Genomic DNA, 15,280 nt, shown 5'->3' on the forward strand with positions numbered 1-15,280 from the left:
TTCAGCTCTCCCGGATCGTCGAGCGCGGGTCGAGCAGCGCGAGGCCGACGTCGACCACGAGGTTGACCAGGAGCACGCCGAGGCCGTAGATCAGCACGATGCCCTGCACCACCGGGTAGTCCTTGGCCAGGATCGACTGGACGATGGTGCTGCCCAGGCCCGGCCACGCGAACACGTTCTCCACCAGGACGGTCGCCGCGACCAGCCCGCCCAGCAGCAGCCCGGCGATGGTGACCGTGGCCGTCACCGAGTTGGGCAGCGCGTGCCGCAGGTACAGCCGCCGGTCCGGCAGCCGCTTCGCGCGGGCGGTGCGGATGTAGTCGGCGTCCAGCACCGCCAGGGTCTCCACCCGCATGATCCGGGCGAGCACCGCGGCCGGGCCGAGGGCCAGGGCAAGGACCGGCAGCACGTAGGAGTCCGGCCCGGCCCGCCCGGCGATCGGCACCAGCCCGAGCTGGACCCCGAACAGGTACACCAGCCCGGCGCCGACCAGGAACTCCGGCACCGCGCCGAAGAACACGCTGGTCGAGGTGAAGCCGAGCTCCAGCCGCCGGCGCCGGCCGCCCCGGGTCAGCACCGCCATGGTCAGCCCGAGCGGGACCGAGAGCGCGACGGCGACCAGGAACGCGTACACGGCGAGCTCCAGCGTCGCCGGGTAGCGCTCCGCGATGACCTGGGAGACCGGCAGGCCGGAGACCGTCGAGGTGCCGAACCGTCCGGCGGACAGGTCGCCCAGGTAGTCCAGGTACTGCCGCCACAGCGGGTCGTCCAGGCCCAGCTGCTCCCGGCGCGCGGCGACCAGCTCGGCCGGTGCGGCGACGCCGAGCGCCGCCCGCACCGGGTCACCCGGGATCAGGTGGATCATGCCGAACGCCGCGGTCAGCAGCACCCAGACCGACAGCAGCAGCCTGCGCGACCGGCGTGCGGCGAACCGCACCCACGCGTTGTCCGTCAGTTTCTCCGTGAGTTTCTCCGTCAGTTTTTCCGTCCTGGCTCGCACGCCGGTCACCTCCTTACACCAGCATCCGGATGGACTGCGGGATCATCGCGCCGTCGCCGATCTCGAACCGCGCGCCCTGACCGAAGATCGGCACCGTCGAGTTGACGAACGGCACCACGTCGACGTGCTTGAAGATGGCCTTCTCGGCGGCGGCCCACTGCTCGCAGCCGGCCGTGCCGGCGACCGCCGACGCCTCCGTGACCGCCTTGGTGTACTCGGCGTTGTCGATGCTGGAGAAGTTGACGCCGTTCGGCGCGGACGGCCCGGACACGTAGGGCACGACCTGGCTGGGCAGTGGCGTGTTGAGCGGCAGGAACGCCGCCTCCCAGGCGAGCTGCCCGCCGAGGAGGCCGGTGCCGATCTCGGCGTCGGTCACCGGCTTCACGGTGACCTCCGCGCCGACGCTCGTCCAGACCTTCTGCGTGAGCTCGGCGCCGGCCTGCGAGCCGGTGCCCAGGCTGGCCGGGTACGCGATCGCGATGGTGAGCTTCTGCCCGCCCTTCGCGCGCACGCCGCCCGCGCCGGCCGTCCAGCCGGCGGCGTCCAGCGCGGCCTTCGCCGCGTCCAGGTCGTGCCCGGGCAGGTTCCCCTCGACCGTGTTCTGCTTGCACGGCGCGCCGCCCGACGAGACGAGGCCGGTCGGCGGCTTGCCGTTGCCGCTGCTGACGACCTTGCCCAGCTCGGTGAGGTCCAGCGCCTGGACCAGCGCCTTGCGCACCTGCTCGTCGGCGCCGGGCAGCCCGCTCTTGTGGTTGAACCACAGCTCGCCGAGCGTCGCCTCGATCTGCCGCTGGTGCAGGTTCGCCGCCTGCACCCGCTGCCGGTCCGGACCGACCAGCTGCGCCGCGTTCGCCTGCTTGGACATCAGCAGGTTGGCCGCGGTCGACTCGTTGGTGACGACCTTGAGGACCGCCGTGTCGGGCAGGCCGCGCTGGTCGGCCTTCCAGTCGCCGGGGCCCCACGCGTAGTCCTTGCGCCGGGTGAACGTGTAGTGGTCGTTCGCCACCGCCTCGGTCAGCGTGAACATGCCGGTGCCGTCGCCGCCCTGCTTGAGCAGGTTGCGGTCCTTCATGCCCTTGTCGCACACGATCGGCAGGCCGCCGACCATCCGGGCGAGGAACGAGGCCGGCGCGGGCGACGTGACCGTCACGGTGCCGGCCGCGTCGTCAGCCTTCGCGGTGGCGCCCGCCGGGACGAACGCCCCGATCCGCGACGACGCGTTCTTCGGGTCGCCGACGAAGTTGATGTTGTCGGCGACCATGGTCGCGGTGAGCGGGCTGCCGTTGGCGCACTTGACGTCCTTGCGCAGCGTGTACGTGGCGGACGTCGTCGTGCCCTGCCAGGTCTGCGCCAGCCCGGCGACCTCGTTGCCGTCCGGGTCGATGTTGACGAGCGAGTCGTACATGAACCGGTCGACCAGCATCGCGACGGACAGCGACGTGAGGTGGGGGTCGAGCGTGCCGGGGTCGGCGCCGAGCACCATGGTGAACGTCTTGCCGTCGGCGAACGTCTGGTCGCCGGTCGCGGCGTTGCCGCCGCAGGCGCCGAGCAGGAGCGCGAGACCACCGAGGGCAGCGATGGTCCGGACAGATCTCATGGATGCCTCCGGTGGTCAGTTGGCGACGCGGCGGATCGCGCGACCGCTGTGGATGTACAGGGCGTGCCCGGTCCCGTCGTCGCCGACGAAGACGTGCGGCAGGTGGACGCCGAGCGTCGCCTTGAGCGGGACGAACCGGTCGGTGGAGAGGTGGACCAGCTCGGTCCGCTCGACCTGGCCGCCGAGCTGGGCCATCAGCCCCCGGGGCCGCTGCTCCAGCCAGAGCCGGCCGTCGCCGTCGCGCTCCACCACCAGCTCGGCGACGTCGCAGCGGTACGTGCCGAGGTAGCGCTCGACGTCGACGGTCTCGGGGACCTCCGGCGGCGCCGGCAGCGGCGGCAGCTCGACGCCGGCCAGGTCCCGCAGGATCCGGGTGAAGATCGCGGTGTACAGGGCGAACGGGTTGCCCCCGTTGGAGACCAGCGCGACCGCGACGTCGCGGCCCGGCACCAGGCGCAGCATCGCGGCCTGGCCGATCGTGTTGCCGTCGTGCCCGATGACCGTGCCGCCGGGCCAGTCGAACACCTCCCAGCCGAGCCCCCAGGCGTCGCCCATCAGGCCGAGCGCGGGCAGCGTGACCTCCGGTCGCTGCATCTGCGCGACGGCGTCGGCGCTGAGCACCTGGGTGCCGTCGGCCGCCTTCCCGCCGTCGAGGTGCATCCGGCCGAACGCGAGGAGGTCCCGGACCCGCATGGTGAGCATCGAGCCGGCCGGCGCGTTGGAGCGGGCCAGGGCCCAGACGGGCGCCGCCACCGGGTCGGCGTCCGGCGCCGGCTGGATGTGGCCGACCGCGGCCCGGAACAGGATCGCCTCGTCGGCGCCGTTGGCGGCGTGGGTCAGCCCGAGCGGCCCGAACAGGTGCTCCCGGACGCAGGCGTCGAACGGCTTGCCGCGCAGCACCTCGACGACCCGGCCGAGCACGCAGTACCCGGCGTTGTTGTACGAGAACATCGCGCCGGGCGCGAACAGCTGCGGCGTGTCGCCGAGCGTCGCGACGTACTTCTCGACGCAGTCGTCGCCCTTGCCGGTGTCGGTGAACACGTCACCCTCGAACCCGGCCGTATGGCTCAGGAGCTGCCGCACCGTGATCGCGGCGGCCGCGTCCCCGTCGGCGATGACGAACTCCGGCACGTACCGCCGGACGGGCGCGTCGAGGTCGAGCTTCCCCTCGTCGGCCAGCTGCATCACCAGCGTGGCCGTCCACACCTTGGTGATCGAGCCGATCTGGAACACCGAGTCGGTGGTGGCCTCCACCCCCGTTGCCCGGCTCAGGACGCCGGCGGCGACGTCGATGACGTCACCCCCGACCGAGACCGCCACCGCGGCGGCCGGCACCTTGTGTTCGACGAGCAGCGCGGGCAGACGCTCACGCAACCAGTGATGGATGTCACCCAGTTCCGACATGCGGCAACCCTAGGGCGGCCCTACCGGCCGGTGTTGGTCCGCTACGACAACTCCACCCCCACGAGTTCGTGCCGCCGGACAAACCCGGGCCGCGGTCCCGGCGCGTCACCGGGACCGCGGCGTTGGGGTGGCGCCGTTACAGGTACGGGCGGGTGATGAGCTCGACCGCGTGGCCGGCGGGGTCCTTGCAGTAGACCCCGCGGCCGCCGTGCTCGTGGTTGATCTCGCCGGGGCGGCGCATCTGCGGGTCGGCCCAGTGCTCGATGCCCCACTCGGTGAGCCGCGCGTACGCCCGGTCGAAGCGCTCGTCGTCGAGCAGGAACGCGTAGTGCTGCATCTGGATCTCGACCGGCGGCTCGGCGAACTGCAGCAGGACGCCGCCGTCGAGCTGGACGTTGGTGAACGGGCCCCACGAGGGCGCGGCCGGCACCTCGAGCAGCTCCCGGTAGAACCGCGCGGACTCGGCGCGGTCCTTCGACGCGATGATGGTGTGGTTGAACGTCGCCGTCATCCGGCATGACCTCACTTCAGGCTTCGGCGTGGACTGGGACCTTCTCGAGCGTCGATCGCTGGGAGGTCCGCGCGCCGAACCGCGGCGGGTCAGTCGTCCACCGGGTCACCGATCCGTGCATGGCGTCTCGCCGGTCCGGTGTTCACGCGGCCGACGCTACCAGATCCGGTGCGCGTGGCGGCCGTGCGAATCCCGGGCGCGGCGTGGAGACTGCATCGATGGATCGAACTGTGGTGATCACGGGCGCGAGCTCCGGTGTCGGGTTGGCGGCGGCGGAGCAGTTCGCCGCCCGGGGCGACCGGGTGGTCGTCGTCGGCCGCGACGAGGGGCGCCTCGAGGCGGCGGTCGCGCGGGTGCGGGCCGCGGGCGGCGGCCGCGAGCCGGGGCGCTTCCGGGCCGACTTCGAGCGGCTCGCGGAGGTGCGGGACCTCGCCGCGTACCTGCTCGACACGTGCCCGTCGATCGACGTCCTCGCCAACAACGCGGGCGGGATGGTCGGCGGCTACCGGCGGACGGCGGACGGCTACGAGGCGACGATCCAGGGCAACCACCTGGCCCCGTTCCTGCTGACGAGCCTGCTGCGGGAGCGGCTCACCGGGGCGCGGCTGGTGGCGACCGCGTCGCGGGTGCACACGCAGGGCCGCCCGGACCCGGACGACTTCACCGGCGACGCCGGCACGTACCGCTGGGGCCGCGCGTACGGCGCCGCGAAGTCCGCGAACATCCTCTTCGCCGCCGAGGCCGCGCGCCGCTGGCCGGACGTCACCAGCGTGTCCTTCCACCCGGGCGTCGTGCGCTCCAACTTCGGCGAGGGCCCGGTCCGGCTCGTGTACCGGTTCGCGCCGTTCCTGACCACCCCGGAGAAGGCCGGTGCGCTGCTGGTGTGGCTGGCCACCACGCCCGCGGCCGAGCTGACGGACGGCGGCTACTACGTCGGGCACAAGCTCACCACGCCGGCGGCGCACGCGAGCGACCCCGCGGCGGCCGCGAAACTCTGGGACGCGAGCGCCGCCGCGGTAGCGTTGTAGGACGCCCCGGAGCCCAGCGTGCCAGGGCTCCGGGGCGCTCGTTCGAAGGGGTCCGTCACGGGACCTGGGTGATGTGGTCGCAGCCGAAGAACGCCGTGCCGGCGCCCGCGCCGAACCGGCCGCGGACGCAGATCTCGACCGTGCCCGGCTGGATGCCGAGCTGGTCCCGGCGGGCGTGGATCACGCCGTCCTTGTCACCGTCGCGAGTGTGCTCGTCGAGCTCGTACGAGTCCTCCAGGTGGACCTTGCCGTGGTCCTCCGGCGCGCCGGCGCCGGTGGCGATCAGCGGGCCGCGCACGCCCACGCGCACCGTGGCCGGCTGGATCGTCGCGGCGTTGAAGGCCAGGGGGTTGCCGTACTGGCCGGCGGTCGTGGTGAGCACCGCGGCCGGGAGCACCCCGGGGTTGACGTTGACCGGGTTGGTGAGGCTGCCCGGCATGATGTTCAGCGTCACCGGCACGGCGCAGTCGACGGCGAAGGTGGCCGTGCGGCTGTTGTTGCCGGCGACGGCGTCGACGACCTTTGCCTTCGCGGGCGCGACCGTCGTGGTGACCGTGACCGTCTGGGCGCCCGGCGCGGTACAGGTGACGTCGTAGGCGCCGTCCAGGGTGGCCGGGGCGCCGACCGCGAGCCCGCCGGCGGCGGACGTGCGGCTCGCCGGGGTGACCGTGACGCCCGGCGACCCGGTCGCGGTCTGGGTCACGACGGCGTCGACGGGCCCGTCCGGGCCGAGGTTCGCCACGACCGTCCGCACCTGGACGGTGCTCGGCAGCCCGATGACGGCGAGCGGGTCACCGGTCACGGTCGCCGCGGTGACGGCCAGGTCGGCCTCGACGCAGTCGGGGTCACCCGGGTGCGCCACGCAGAACTCGTGCACCGCGGGCCGCAGGTCCACGGTCACCAGGTCCGTCCCGGCGTTCACGTCGCGCACCACCATCGTCGCGGTGTCGGCGTCGAACGGCACCGTCAGCGTCCCCGGGCCGTCGCGCACGACGAGCCGCTCGCCGCCGTCGTCGGTCTGGTCGAAGTACCAGCGGGGATCCCAGGCGTTGAACGCGCCGGCCGGTGCCCCGTCCTCGTCCGTCAGCGTGAGCCGCAGCAGCGGCGGGTCGCCGAGGTGGGAGACGGACCGCTGCCCGCCGACGGTGGCGCCGGCGAGCGTCGCGGACGGTCCGGCGAAGTTCAGGTCGACCAGGAACGACTTGGCCGTGTCCGCGTAGTCGTACTGCGGCTGCGGCGCGGTCCCCGGGTCGACCGGGTCGCCGGGCGCGGCGGCGGACGTCGCGACCGTGACCGCGACCGCGACGAGGGCGGTCGCCGATGCGGTGACCAGCGCGAGCGCGCGTCGGTTGAGTCTCATGGCGTCCCCCTCAGCACTTTCCGGCGGCGCAGTTGTCGAAGTACCAGTTCATGCGTCTGATGTCGGCGGCCTGCGGTGGCCGCCGGTCGGCGTTCATGAGGTCGTTCGGCGTCGGCTCGGACAGGAACCAGCTCTTCGCCGGGGTCGGCCGGACGTCGGTGACGGTCCGGCAGTCGGCGGCGGTGCGGCCCAGCGTCGGGGCGTCCGCCTGACACTTCGCGAGGGTGTCGAACATGTTCGGGTTCGGCAGCGCCTCGAAGTAGCCGCCGTCGCAGCAGTACTCGTCGGCGAGGCCGAACGGCGCGTGCCCGGTCTCGTGCAGCACCGTGCCCAGCGACGTCGGCTCGGTGGAGAAGACACCCCCGTTGGCGCAGTCCCGGAAGGTGTCGCGGTGCAGGATGACGCCGGTGTCGGCCCAGCTGTAGTCCTTCGACCAGTTCGGCGGCCGGGTCAGCACGCAGTTGGTGTTGGCCGGGTTCGCCGGCGTCGGTGCGGCGACCCGGTCGGCGTCGCCGCGCTGGTCCGCCAGCCAGAAGTTGAACCGCTGCTGGTTGGCGAGGAAGAAGTCCTGGCCGTAGTAGGCGCCCTTGATGACGTCGGTCGCGTCGGCGAGGAACGCCGGGTCGGTCGCCGCGGTGTAGCTGTCGCTGTCGGCGATGAAGACGACGTCGACCCGGTTGGTGCGGGCGCCGGTGAAGCTGACCGGGATCGCGGTGCCCTCGGCGGGCGCGCCGACCCTGGTCCGCCGCCAGCCGGTGAAGACCCGGTCGGCGCCGGCGTGGGCGGTGCAGCCGTACACGAGGTCACCGGCGGGCACGTCGGTGATGACGTAGCTGTCGGTGGTCTTGCCGGTGACGTGCAGGTCGGGTCCGGTCGGTTCGTTGACCCACACCTCCAGGTCGTCGGCGATCTTCTTGTGGTCGACCAGCGCGGGCCCCGGCGCGCCGGAGGACAGGTCGGCCATCGTGTCGCCCACCTGGACCGTGCCGTCGAGCGACTCGACGGTGATGGTCACGGTGTCGCCGGGCTGCGGCCACAGCGGGGTGTGGGTGCACCGCACGGCCAGCCCCGGCGTCGCCGCGGGCAGGTCGACCTCGATCCGGAACCGGATGTCGGCGTCGCCGTTGCCGGCGGAGGTGATCGGCCCGGCGCACACGCCGCTGACGTCGCCGGTGACGGCGCACGGCACCAGGTTGACCGTGAGGTCGAGCTCCGAACCGTTGGGCGAGATGTCGCAGACGTCGTCCTCGAAATTGAGGAAACCGTCCGACTCCGCCAGGGTGATCACCACCGGAACGGTGGCCGCCGTGTCGACGTCGACCGCCTTTTCCGCGGTCCAGTTCGGTGATATCTCGTCCTCACCGTCGATCGGACCGAAATTGAAGTCCTGCCCGCCGATCGTGATCTTCGAATAGAAGTCCGAACCGGACAGGTTGTCGGTGCACCCCTGTTCCAGGACGTGTTCGATGACCACCCGCACCGTGACGGTGCTGGCCGCGCTCGCCGGTCTGGCCAGCATGAACTGCGTGCCGAGCATCATCGCCACACACGAGACGGCGGCGATGAATATCCGTCGTGGCGATCTGACATTGCCCATTCGTAGCCCCTTTCCTGCAACGACTCCGGCATGTGCGCGAAGCGTAGCCAGGGCATTACGGGGGCGATGTCCAGGAAATGACGGTATCTGGGCGCGGCCGACGGAGTCCGCGCGCGTCACACGAACGTGTCGCGCGGAATAAAATGCGTCCGAATTCAGCGGTGCATCGTGCCGGCCGGGGTCAGGCCGTCTTGCTGGTCCAGACGGCCTTCTTGGCCGCGGTGTAGAGCACGGCCGACCCGTCGTCCTGGACCAGCAGGTAGCCGGCGTCCTTGCCGTAGGTCTTGGTGCTCCACAGCGCCTTGCCCGCGGTGTCGTAGACGACGAGGTTGCCGTCGGGCTGCATCCGCGTCGACGCGCCGGGGTGGCCGCTGGTGCCGCTGCGCCACACCACGGTCTTGGCCGAGTTGCGCAGCACGAGGTTGCCGTCGGGCTGCTGCAGCAGCTCGAAGCCGCCCTTCGCCGCCGAGCGGGACTGCCCGGCGAGGAGGCGCTGGCCGGAGGTCAGCTTGCTGACGCCGTCGGTCGTCGTGGCCCAGAGGACCTTGCCGCCCGAGGTGAGGACGAGGTTGCCGTCGGCGTTGAGCGTGGCCGTCACCGCGGTGGCGCCGTACGTGCCCGACGACCAGAGCGGCTGCTTGTCGGCGCCGTACACGACGAGGTTGCCGTCGTTCTGCATCTGCGTCGACCCGCCCGAGCGGCCGCCCGTCTGCGCGCTCCAGACGACCTTCTTGTCGGTGCCCGCGACCACGAGGTTGCCGTCGGGCTGCTGGGTGAGCGTGAACCGGCCGTCGGGGGAGCGGCGCTGCTGCCCGGGGATCAGCGCCTGGCCCGGGTACAGCCGCCCCCGCTCGCCCTGGCTGGACCACAGCTCCTGCCTCCCGGCCTGCGACACCACGGCGTTGCCGTCGTCGCGTACCTCGAGCAGGGCGCCCTTCCCGCCGGTGGCGGTGTGCCACAGGACGCCGCCGCTCTTGCCGTAGACGACGAGGTCGCCGTCGTGGTTGAAGCTGGCGTACGCGCCCGGGTTCGACGGCGTCTGCGACGACCACTGCACCCGCTTCGCCTCGTCGGCGAGGACGAGGTTGCCGTCCGGCTGCTGGGTGAGCGTGAACCTGCCGTTGGGTGAGCGCAGCCCCTGCCCCGCGGCCAGCCTGAAGCCGGGCTTCAGCTGCGCGGGCGGCACCGAGGCGCTCGGCGCCAGCGGCACCCGCTCACCGTCGGGCGTCCCCGACGCCGTGCCGGCCTGGCTGCCCGCCCTGGACGGGTCCCCTTCCTGCGCCACGACCACCGGCGCGCCACCGCCACCACCGGACCCCGACAGTTTGACCGTGGCGACGGTGCCGACCGCGACGGCCAGCGTGAGCCCGGCGGCGGCGAGGACCAGCCCGGTGCGCCCCCTTCCGCGCGGCGCCACCTCCCCGGCGAAGGCTTCCGGCGGCCCCTGTACCGTCGGTGCCCCCATCCCCACGAGCGGCGGCCCGGCCTGCTGGACCGGTGGCGCCACGGCGGGCGGCAGGAGCGGCGGCCCGGCCTGCTGTACGGACGGCGGCACGGCCTGCTGTGCCGGTGGGGGAGCGGTGAACGGCACCTGAGGCCGTGGTGGTGCCGGGACCGGCGACGGCGTGACCAGCGGCAGCTCCGTCGTCGCGTCCTGCGCCACCGTGGCCTGCGCCACCGGCGGTGGCATCGGCGGCCCGGACACCGGCAGCGGCGCGGCCCGGTGCATCGGCGGCACCGGCGGCACCGGCGGCCCGGGCACCCGAGGAGCCGCGGACATCGGCAGCGGCGCGGCCTGCGCCATCGCCGGCGGGCCGGGCGGCACCACGATCGGACGTTCGGCGGTGCCCTCATCGGGATCCGTCAGGCTCCACACGTCGCCCGGCACCGGATCGCTCCCCGCCATGCCACCGTCCTCCCGATCCAGCACGGGCCGGGGCCGCACCCGGTGAGCCGCCCCCGCAACACGCCACCGATCGAGAACCGTAACGCTTCGCCACCGCCCGCTCCACCCCGGACCGCCCCGGACCATCCCGCTGCGACCGCGGACCTGGCAGAACCCGCGCCGATGAACGGTGTCCTGCGGCGGTCGCGGCGATTTCTTGGGCCGCGGTTCGGCGGGATGTGGCTACGATGTCACATCGGCGTCAGGTGATCCCTCACAATAGTTGAGTGTCGATAGTTAGAGCTTCAGTGCGCAGAGTTGTCCTTGTGGTGCTGGCGATGCTGGCGGTGCTGATCGGGCCGGTTCCGGAGGCGAGGGCGGCGGCCGACGGGTCCCTCGCCGTCAGCTCCGCGACGGTGGCGGTCGGGTCCGATGTGCGGTTCCAGTACGCGACGCCGCGGCCCCAGGCGAAGAACTGGGTCGGGCTGTACGCGGACCCCGGCAACGGGCCGGTGGGCGAGGCGTATGTCGGGCCGTCGCTGAAGTGGGTGTACACGCCGGACGGCAGCGGGTCGGGGGTCCTCGCGACGGGCGGGCTCACGCCGGGCAACTACGTCCTGTACTACCTCTACAACGACGGGTATACATGGCTCGCGCAGCCGGTCAAGCTCAAGCTGACCGCCGCGCTCCCAGGGACGCTCACCGTCGCCAACCCCACCGTCGCCGCCGGCTCGCCGGTGCAGGTGTCGTACACGACGACCAGCGCCAACGCCAAGAACTGGGTCGGGCTGTACCGCAACCCCGGCGACGGCCCGGTGAACCAGGTCTACGTGGGGCCGTCGCTGGCGTGGGCGTACACCCCGAACGCGAGCGGGTCCGCGACGCTGCCGACGACCGGGCTGACGCCGGGCGACTACATCGTCTACTACCTGTACAACGACGGGTACACGTGGCTGGCGCAGCCGTTCCCGATCCGGGTCACCGGCACCGGCGCGCCGCGGTTCCCGTCGAGCGCGTTCGCGCTGCGCAACGCGAAGGTCGGCGTCGCCTACACGGCGGCGGTCGGCGGTCTCGTCCAGGGCGACACCGCCGGCCTGACCCTGACCAAGACCAGCGGCCCCGCGTGGGCGAGCGTCTCCGCGTCCGGTGTCGTCAGCGGTACGCCGACCGCGGCCGGCACGGTCACGATCGGCGTCCGGGCGACGTCGTCGACCGGCACCGCGGACGCCACGGTGACGGTCCGGGTGCAGTCCGGCGTGCTGGTGCCGCAGCTGCGCGCGCTGAGCTGGAACCTGTGGCACGGCGGCAGCTCCGTCACCGGCGGGTTCGAGAAGGAGCTCAAGTTCCTGCTCGACAGCGACGCCGACGTGGTCGGCCTCCAGGAGAACGACGGGGCCGCGCAGCGGCTCGCCGGCGCGCTGGGCTGGTCGTTCCACCAGGACGGCTCCGTCGCGGTGGTCAGCCGCTACCCGATCACCGCCACGGGCACGGCCATCGCGGGCAGGGCGGTCGCGGCGCGGATCGATCTCGGCGCGCGGTCGGTGCGGCTGTGGAGCGCGCACCTCGGGTACACGCCGTACGGCCCGTACGACGCCTGCTTCGGCCGGATGGGCGTCCAGCAGCTGCTGAACCAGGAGGCGGCGGCCGGGCGGACGGGCCAGATCAACACGATCGTCTCGGCGATGGGCCCCGACCTGGCGGCCGCGTCGAGCACGCCGGTGCTGCTGGTCGGCGACTTCAACGCCCCGTCGCACCTGGACTGGACGGCGTCGAACTCGCGCTGCGGCTACGGCGCGGTGCCCTGGCCGACGTCGACCGCCCCCGCGAACGCGGGCCTGACCGACTCCTACCGGCAGGCACACCCGAACCCGGCGGCGTTCCCGGGCACGACCTGGTCACCGGTGTTCAAGACGTTCACCGGCGGTTACGGGTACGACTCCCACGCCGGCGAGGCGGAGCCGCAGGATCGCATCGACTTCATTCACTACAAAGGCCCGCTGACCGTCGTCTCCTCCGACGCACTCTGGGTCGGCGCCCCGTCGCAGTCCAATCCGTCGGCGAACGCCTGGCCGTCGGATCACGCCGCGGTCCTGACGGTCTTCCAGGTCGGTTGAGCGAGTTCCTGGCACCGAAAGTGCACATTTCTGTGCACCGATACATCTGACGTTTCAGCAGTTCATTACCGCATTGTTTCGCATTCGTGGACAACTGGTGCACAGTGATCAGTTGAACGTCATAAGTATGAATGAGGTTCATCCGAAAGTATGACGGTGAGGTGAATACAAGCTGTTTTCGCGGTATTGACGGCCGCAAGTTTCGACACCATACTTCGATGCTTCACACCGCGTCATGGACGTGAATGGGGGGCATTGATGCGGACAGTTCAATTACCCGTGGATCGACATCATCCATTCTTTTTTGACCACCCGGTGGATCATCTACCAGGCAATCTGCTCGTCGCCGGCCTGCTCGGGCTGGCCGGCGACGTCACCGGCGGCGGGCTGCGGCGGGCCGGCCGCCGGCTGCGGCTCGAATTCGCGTTCCCGGCGTTCGGCGAGCTCGAAGGGGGCGTCGACCTGCACTGCGGCGGGGCCGGTGACACGCTCGAGCTCACCGCCACCCAGTCGGTCGGCGGCACCACCCGGGACATCTGCCGCGGCACCGTCACCGTGCTGCCGGAGCCGGCCCTGCCCGAGGCCACGCCGCCGCTGCCCCTGCCCGCGGCCGGGCCGGCCGGCGGGTCCGGCCGCGGCGGGACGGCGACCCTCACGGCCCCCGCCGAGCGGACGCTCGCCGCCCCAGCCGACCCGAGGCTCGTGCACCGGGCCGACCTGAGCACCGTCATGCTGGGCGCGCCCACCGAGACGCCGGACGGCGGGTTCACCTGCGCCGTGCTGCGCTGCCCGAGCCTCGCCCCGCCCGGCGACCTGCGGGACCCGATCGAGGTGATCGAGGCGGCCCGCCAGCTCGTGCTCATGCTCGGCCACATCGCCAACGGTCACGCGTTCGACACCCACGTCGTCTGGATCGACCTGGCCGCCGACATCCCGGCCGCCCCGCCCGCCGGCCTGCCGCTGCACGTGAGCTGGCGCCGGCCGCCGGGGAAGCCCCGGCCGCGGACCGCGTTCGACATGGGCCTGCACGCCGGGACGGCCGACCTCGGCACCATCCGGCTCGTCACCCACACGATGTCGCCCGCGGCCTACCGGAAGGTGCGGGCCGCGTGAGGTTCGACGAGCTGTGGCTGGCGAGTGTCGGCACCTGCCTCCCGCCCGTCCTCACGGTCGCCGAGGCGGCCCGGCAGGGCTGGTGCGGCGCCGAGCAGGACGGCTGGACCGGGGTCGCGGTCGCGGGCGACATCGCGCCCGCCGACCTGGCCGTGCGCGCCGCCCGCACCGCGATGGACCGCTCCGGCATCGACCCGGCCCTGGTGGGGCTGCTGCTGCACGTGACGTCGGCGCCGCAGGGCCCCAACGGCTGGTGCCCGCAGCACTACATCGAGCACCGCGTCGTCGGCCACGGCGCGCCCGCGATCGAGCTGCGGCAGGGCAGCGCCGGCATGCTCAACGCGTTCGACCTCGCCGCCGGGCACTTGGCCCGCCCGGGGCCGGGCGCGGTGCTGGTGACCAACGGCGACAACTTCGGGGTCGAGCCGGCCACCGGGTACGACCCGGCGGTGCGCTGGCGGTGCGCGACGAACGCCGGCACCAACCGCGGCTCGATCCTCGGCGACGCCGGCACCGCCGCAGTGCTGAGCAACCGGGGCGGGTTCGCGCGGGTGCGCAGCATCGTCAACCGCTCGCTGTCGGACCTGGAGGAGATGTACCGCGGCGACGAGCGCATCTTTCCTCCGCCGGTCGCCGCCGACGGGCCGGTCCGGCTCGGCAACCGGTTCGCCGCGTACGACGCGAAGAGCCCGGGACGGCTCGCGACCGCGCTGCGCCGGCTCCGCGACGCCCGGACCGGGACCGCGGAGGAGGCCCTCGCCGACGCCGGCGTCACCGCCGCCGACGTGACCCGCGTGCTGCACGTGTTCGCCGGCGACGAGCGGTACGTCAAGCACGTGCTCAAGCCGCTGGGCATCGACCACACCCGCGGCATGCTGGAGTTCGGCCGCAACCTCGGGCACCTCGGCTCCGGCGACCAGGTCGCCGCCCTGGAGCACCTGGTGCTCACCGGCCAGCTGGAGCCCGGCGACCGGGTCCTGGTCATGGCCAACGGCACCGGCATCGCGGTCGGCGCCGCCGTCCTGGAGATCCTGCACCGACCGGAGTGGACCGCATGAGAGCCGCACCCTGGATCATCTTCGTCACCGCCTTCGGGCTGCTCGCCGGCGGCGTGTACACGCACCGCGACGACCCGGCCGCGCTCGTCGTCGCCGGCCTGTACGCGCTGTGGCTGCTCGTCGAGGCCCCGATCGCGCTGCGGGCCACCAGCGCGCCGCAGGACGCGTGGACGATCGTGCCGTACGGTGCGGCCCGGCTCGCCACCATCGGCTGCTGCCTGCTGGTGCCGGGGGAGCGCCCGGCCTGGTTCTGGGCGTCGGCCGCGCTGTTCGTCGTCGGCGTCGTCCTGCGCGAGACCGCGATCCGCACCCTGGGCCGGTTCTACTCCCACCACGTGGTGCGCCGCAGCGACCAGGTCGCCGTCACCCACGGGCCGTACCGCCTGGTGCGGCACCCCGCGTACGCCGGCATGATCCTGGCCCACCTCGGGCTCGTCGGCTGCTTCCCGGGCCCCGCCGGGGTCGTGGCGCTCTGCGCGCTGGTCGCGTCGATCGTGTGGCGGCTGCGGGTCGAGGAGCAGGTGCTGTGGGACATGCCCGGCTACCGCGACTACGCCGTGGGCCGCAAGCGTCTCGTCCCGGGCGTCTGGTGATGGACCCTGTGATGGACCCT

12 protein-coding genes are annotated in these 15,280 nt (G+C 72.7%); 5 read left to right on the plus strand and 7 right to left on the minus strand.

Annotated features, from left to right (window positions below):
- Position 1: 1 nt before the first annotated feature.
- The 4 genes from ABZ321_RS13650 to ABZ321_RS13665 all read right to left on the minus strand — a co-directional run bounded on the left by ABZ321_RS13650 (position 2) and on the right by ABZ321_RS13665 (position 4,512).
- The gene (locus tag ABZ321_RS13650) at positions 2–1,000 is read right to left on the minus strand and encodes an ABC transporter permease (RefSeq protein WP_344502006.1); all 999 of its coding nucleotides are present in this window, start codon (positions 998–1,000) and stop codon (positions 2–4) included.
- Between the two features lie 13 nt (positions 1,001–1,013).
- Positions 1,014–2,597, minus strand: a complete 1,584-nt coding sequence (locus ABZ321_RS13655) for an ABC transporter substrate-binding protein (protein ID WP_354891102.1) — start codon at positions 2,595–2,597, stop codon at positions 1,014–1,016.
- A 15-nt stretch (positions 2,598–2,612) separates the two neighbouring features.
- A complete protein-coding gene (locus ABZ321_RS13660; protein WP_344502008.1) occupies positions 2,613–4,001 on the minus strand; it encodes a serine hydrolase domain-containing protein in 1,389 nt (462 codons plus the stop codon).
- Positions 4,002–4,137: 136 nt separating this feature from the next.
- Entirely contained in the window at positions 4,138–4,512 is a 375-nt protein-coding gene (locus ABZ321_RS13665) for a VOC family protein (protein ID WP_354891103.1), read from the minus strand.
- A 218-nt stretch (positions 4,513–4,730) separates the two neighbouring features.
- Here ABZ321_RS13665 and ABZ321_RS13670 point away from each other — a divergent pair, with 218 nt between their 5' ends.
- Positions 4,731–5,540, plus strand: a complete 810-nt coding sequence (locus ABZ321_RS13670) for an SDR family NAD(P)-dependent oxidoreductase (protein ID WP_354891104.1) — start codon at positions 4,731–4,733, stop codon at positions 5,538–5,540.
- Between the two features lie 55 nt (positions 5,541–5,595).
- Here the strand turns inward: ABZ321_RS13670 and ABZ321_RS13675 are convergent, their stop codons facing one another.
- The 3 genes from ABZ321_RS13675 to ABZ321_RS13685 all read right to left on the minus strand — a co-directional run bounded on the left by ABZ321_RS13675 (position 5,596) and on the right by ABZ321_RS13685 (position 10,403).
- Positions 5,596–6,900, minus strand: a complete 1,305-nt coding sequence (locus tag ABZ321_RS13675; protein ID WP_354891105.1) for a hypothetical protein — start codon at positions 6,898–6,900, stop codon at positions 5,596–5,598.
- 10 nt (positions 6,901–6,910) lie between these two features.
- Positions 6,911–8,497 (minus strand): hypothetical protein, encoded by a 1,587-nt coding sequence (locus ABZ321_RS13680; RefSeq protein WP_354891106.1) that lies wholly within the window; start codon positions 8,495–8,497, stop codon positions 6,911–6,913.
- A 181-nt stretch (positions 8,498–8,678) separates the two neighbouring features.
- A complete protein-coding gene (locus tag ABZ321_RS13685; RefSeq protein WP_354891107.1) occupies positions 8,679–10,403 on the minus strand; it encodes a hypothetical protein in 1,725 nt (574 codons plus the stop codon).
- Positions 10,404–10,690: 287 nt separating this feature from the next.
- On the opposite strand from ABZ321_RS13685, the gene ABZ321_RS13690 reads away from it, so the two are divergent.
- The 4 genes from ABZ321_RS13690 to ABZ321_RS13705 all read left to right on the plus strand — a co-directional run bounded on the left by ABZ321_RS13690 (position 10,691) and on the right by ABZ321_RS13705 (position 15,260).
- Entirely contained in the window at positions 10,691–12,496 is a 1,806-nt protein-coding gene (locus ABZ321_RS13690) for an endonuclease/exonuclease/phosphatase family protein (RefSeq protein WP_354891108.1), read from the plus strand.
- Positions 12,497–12,811: 315 nt separating this feature from the next.
- A complete protein-coding gene (locus tag ABZ321_RS13695; protein WP_354891109.1) occupies positions 12,812–13,609 on the plus strand; it encodes an AfsA-related hotdog domain-containing protein in 798 nt (265 codons plus the stop codon).
- Complete coding sequence (locus ABZ321_RS13700) at positions 13,606–14,667, plus strand: ketoacyl-ACP synthase III family protein (protein WP_354891110.1); 1,062 nt, start codon at positions 13,606–13,608, stop codon at positions 14,665–14,667. Before ABZ321_RS13695 ends, ABZ321_RS13700 begins: the two co-directional genes overlap by 4 nt.
- Positions 14,664–15,260 carry an isoprenylcysteine carboxylmethyltransferase family protein gene (locus ABZ321_RS13705; RefSeq protein ID WP_344502017.1) on the plus strand — a complete coding sequence of 199 codons (597 nt, stop codon included), beginning with the start codon at positions 14,664–14,666 and terminating at the stop codon, positions 15,258–15,260. The genes ABZ321_RS13700 and ABZ321_RS13705 overlap by 4 nt, the downstream gene beginning before the upstream one ends.
- Positions 15,261–15,280 lie beyond the last annotated feature (20 nt).

It is taken from the genome of Dactylosporangium sp. NPDC006015 (assembly GCF_040614215.1).
Classification (GTDB): domain Bacteria; phylum Actinomycetota; class Actinomycetes; order Mycobacteriales; family Micromonosporaceae; genus Dactylosporangium; species Dactylosporangium maewongense.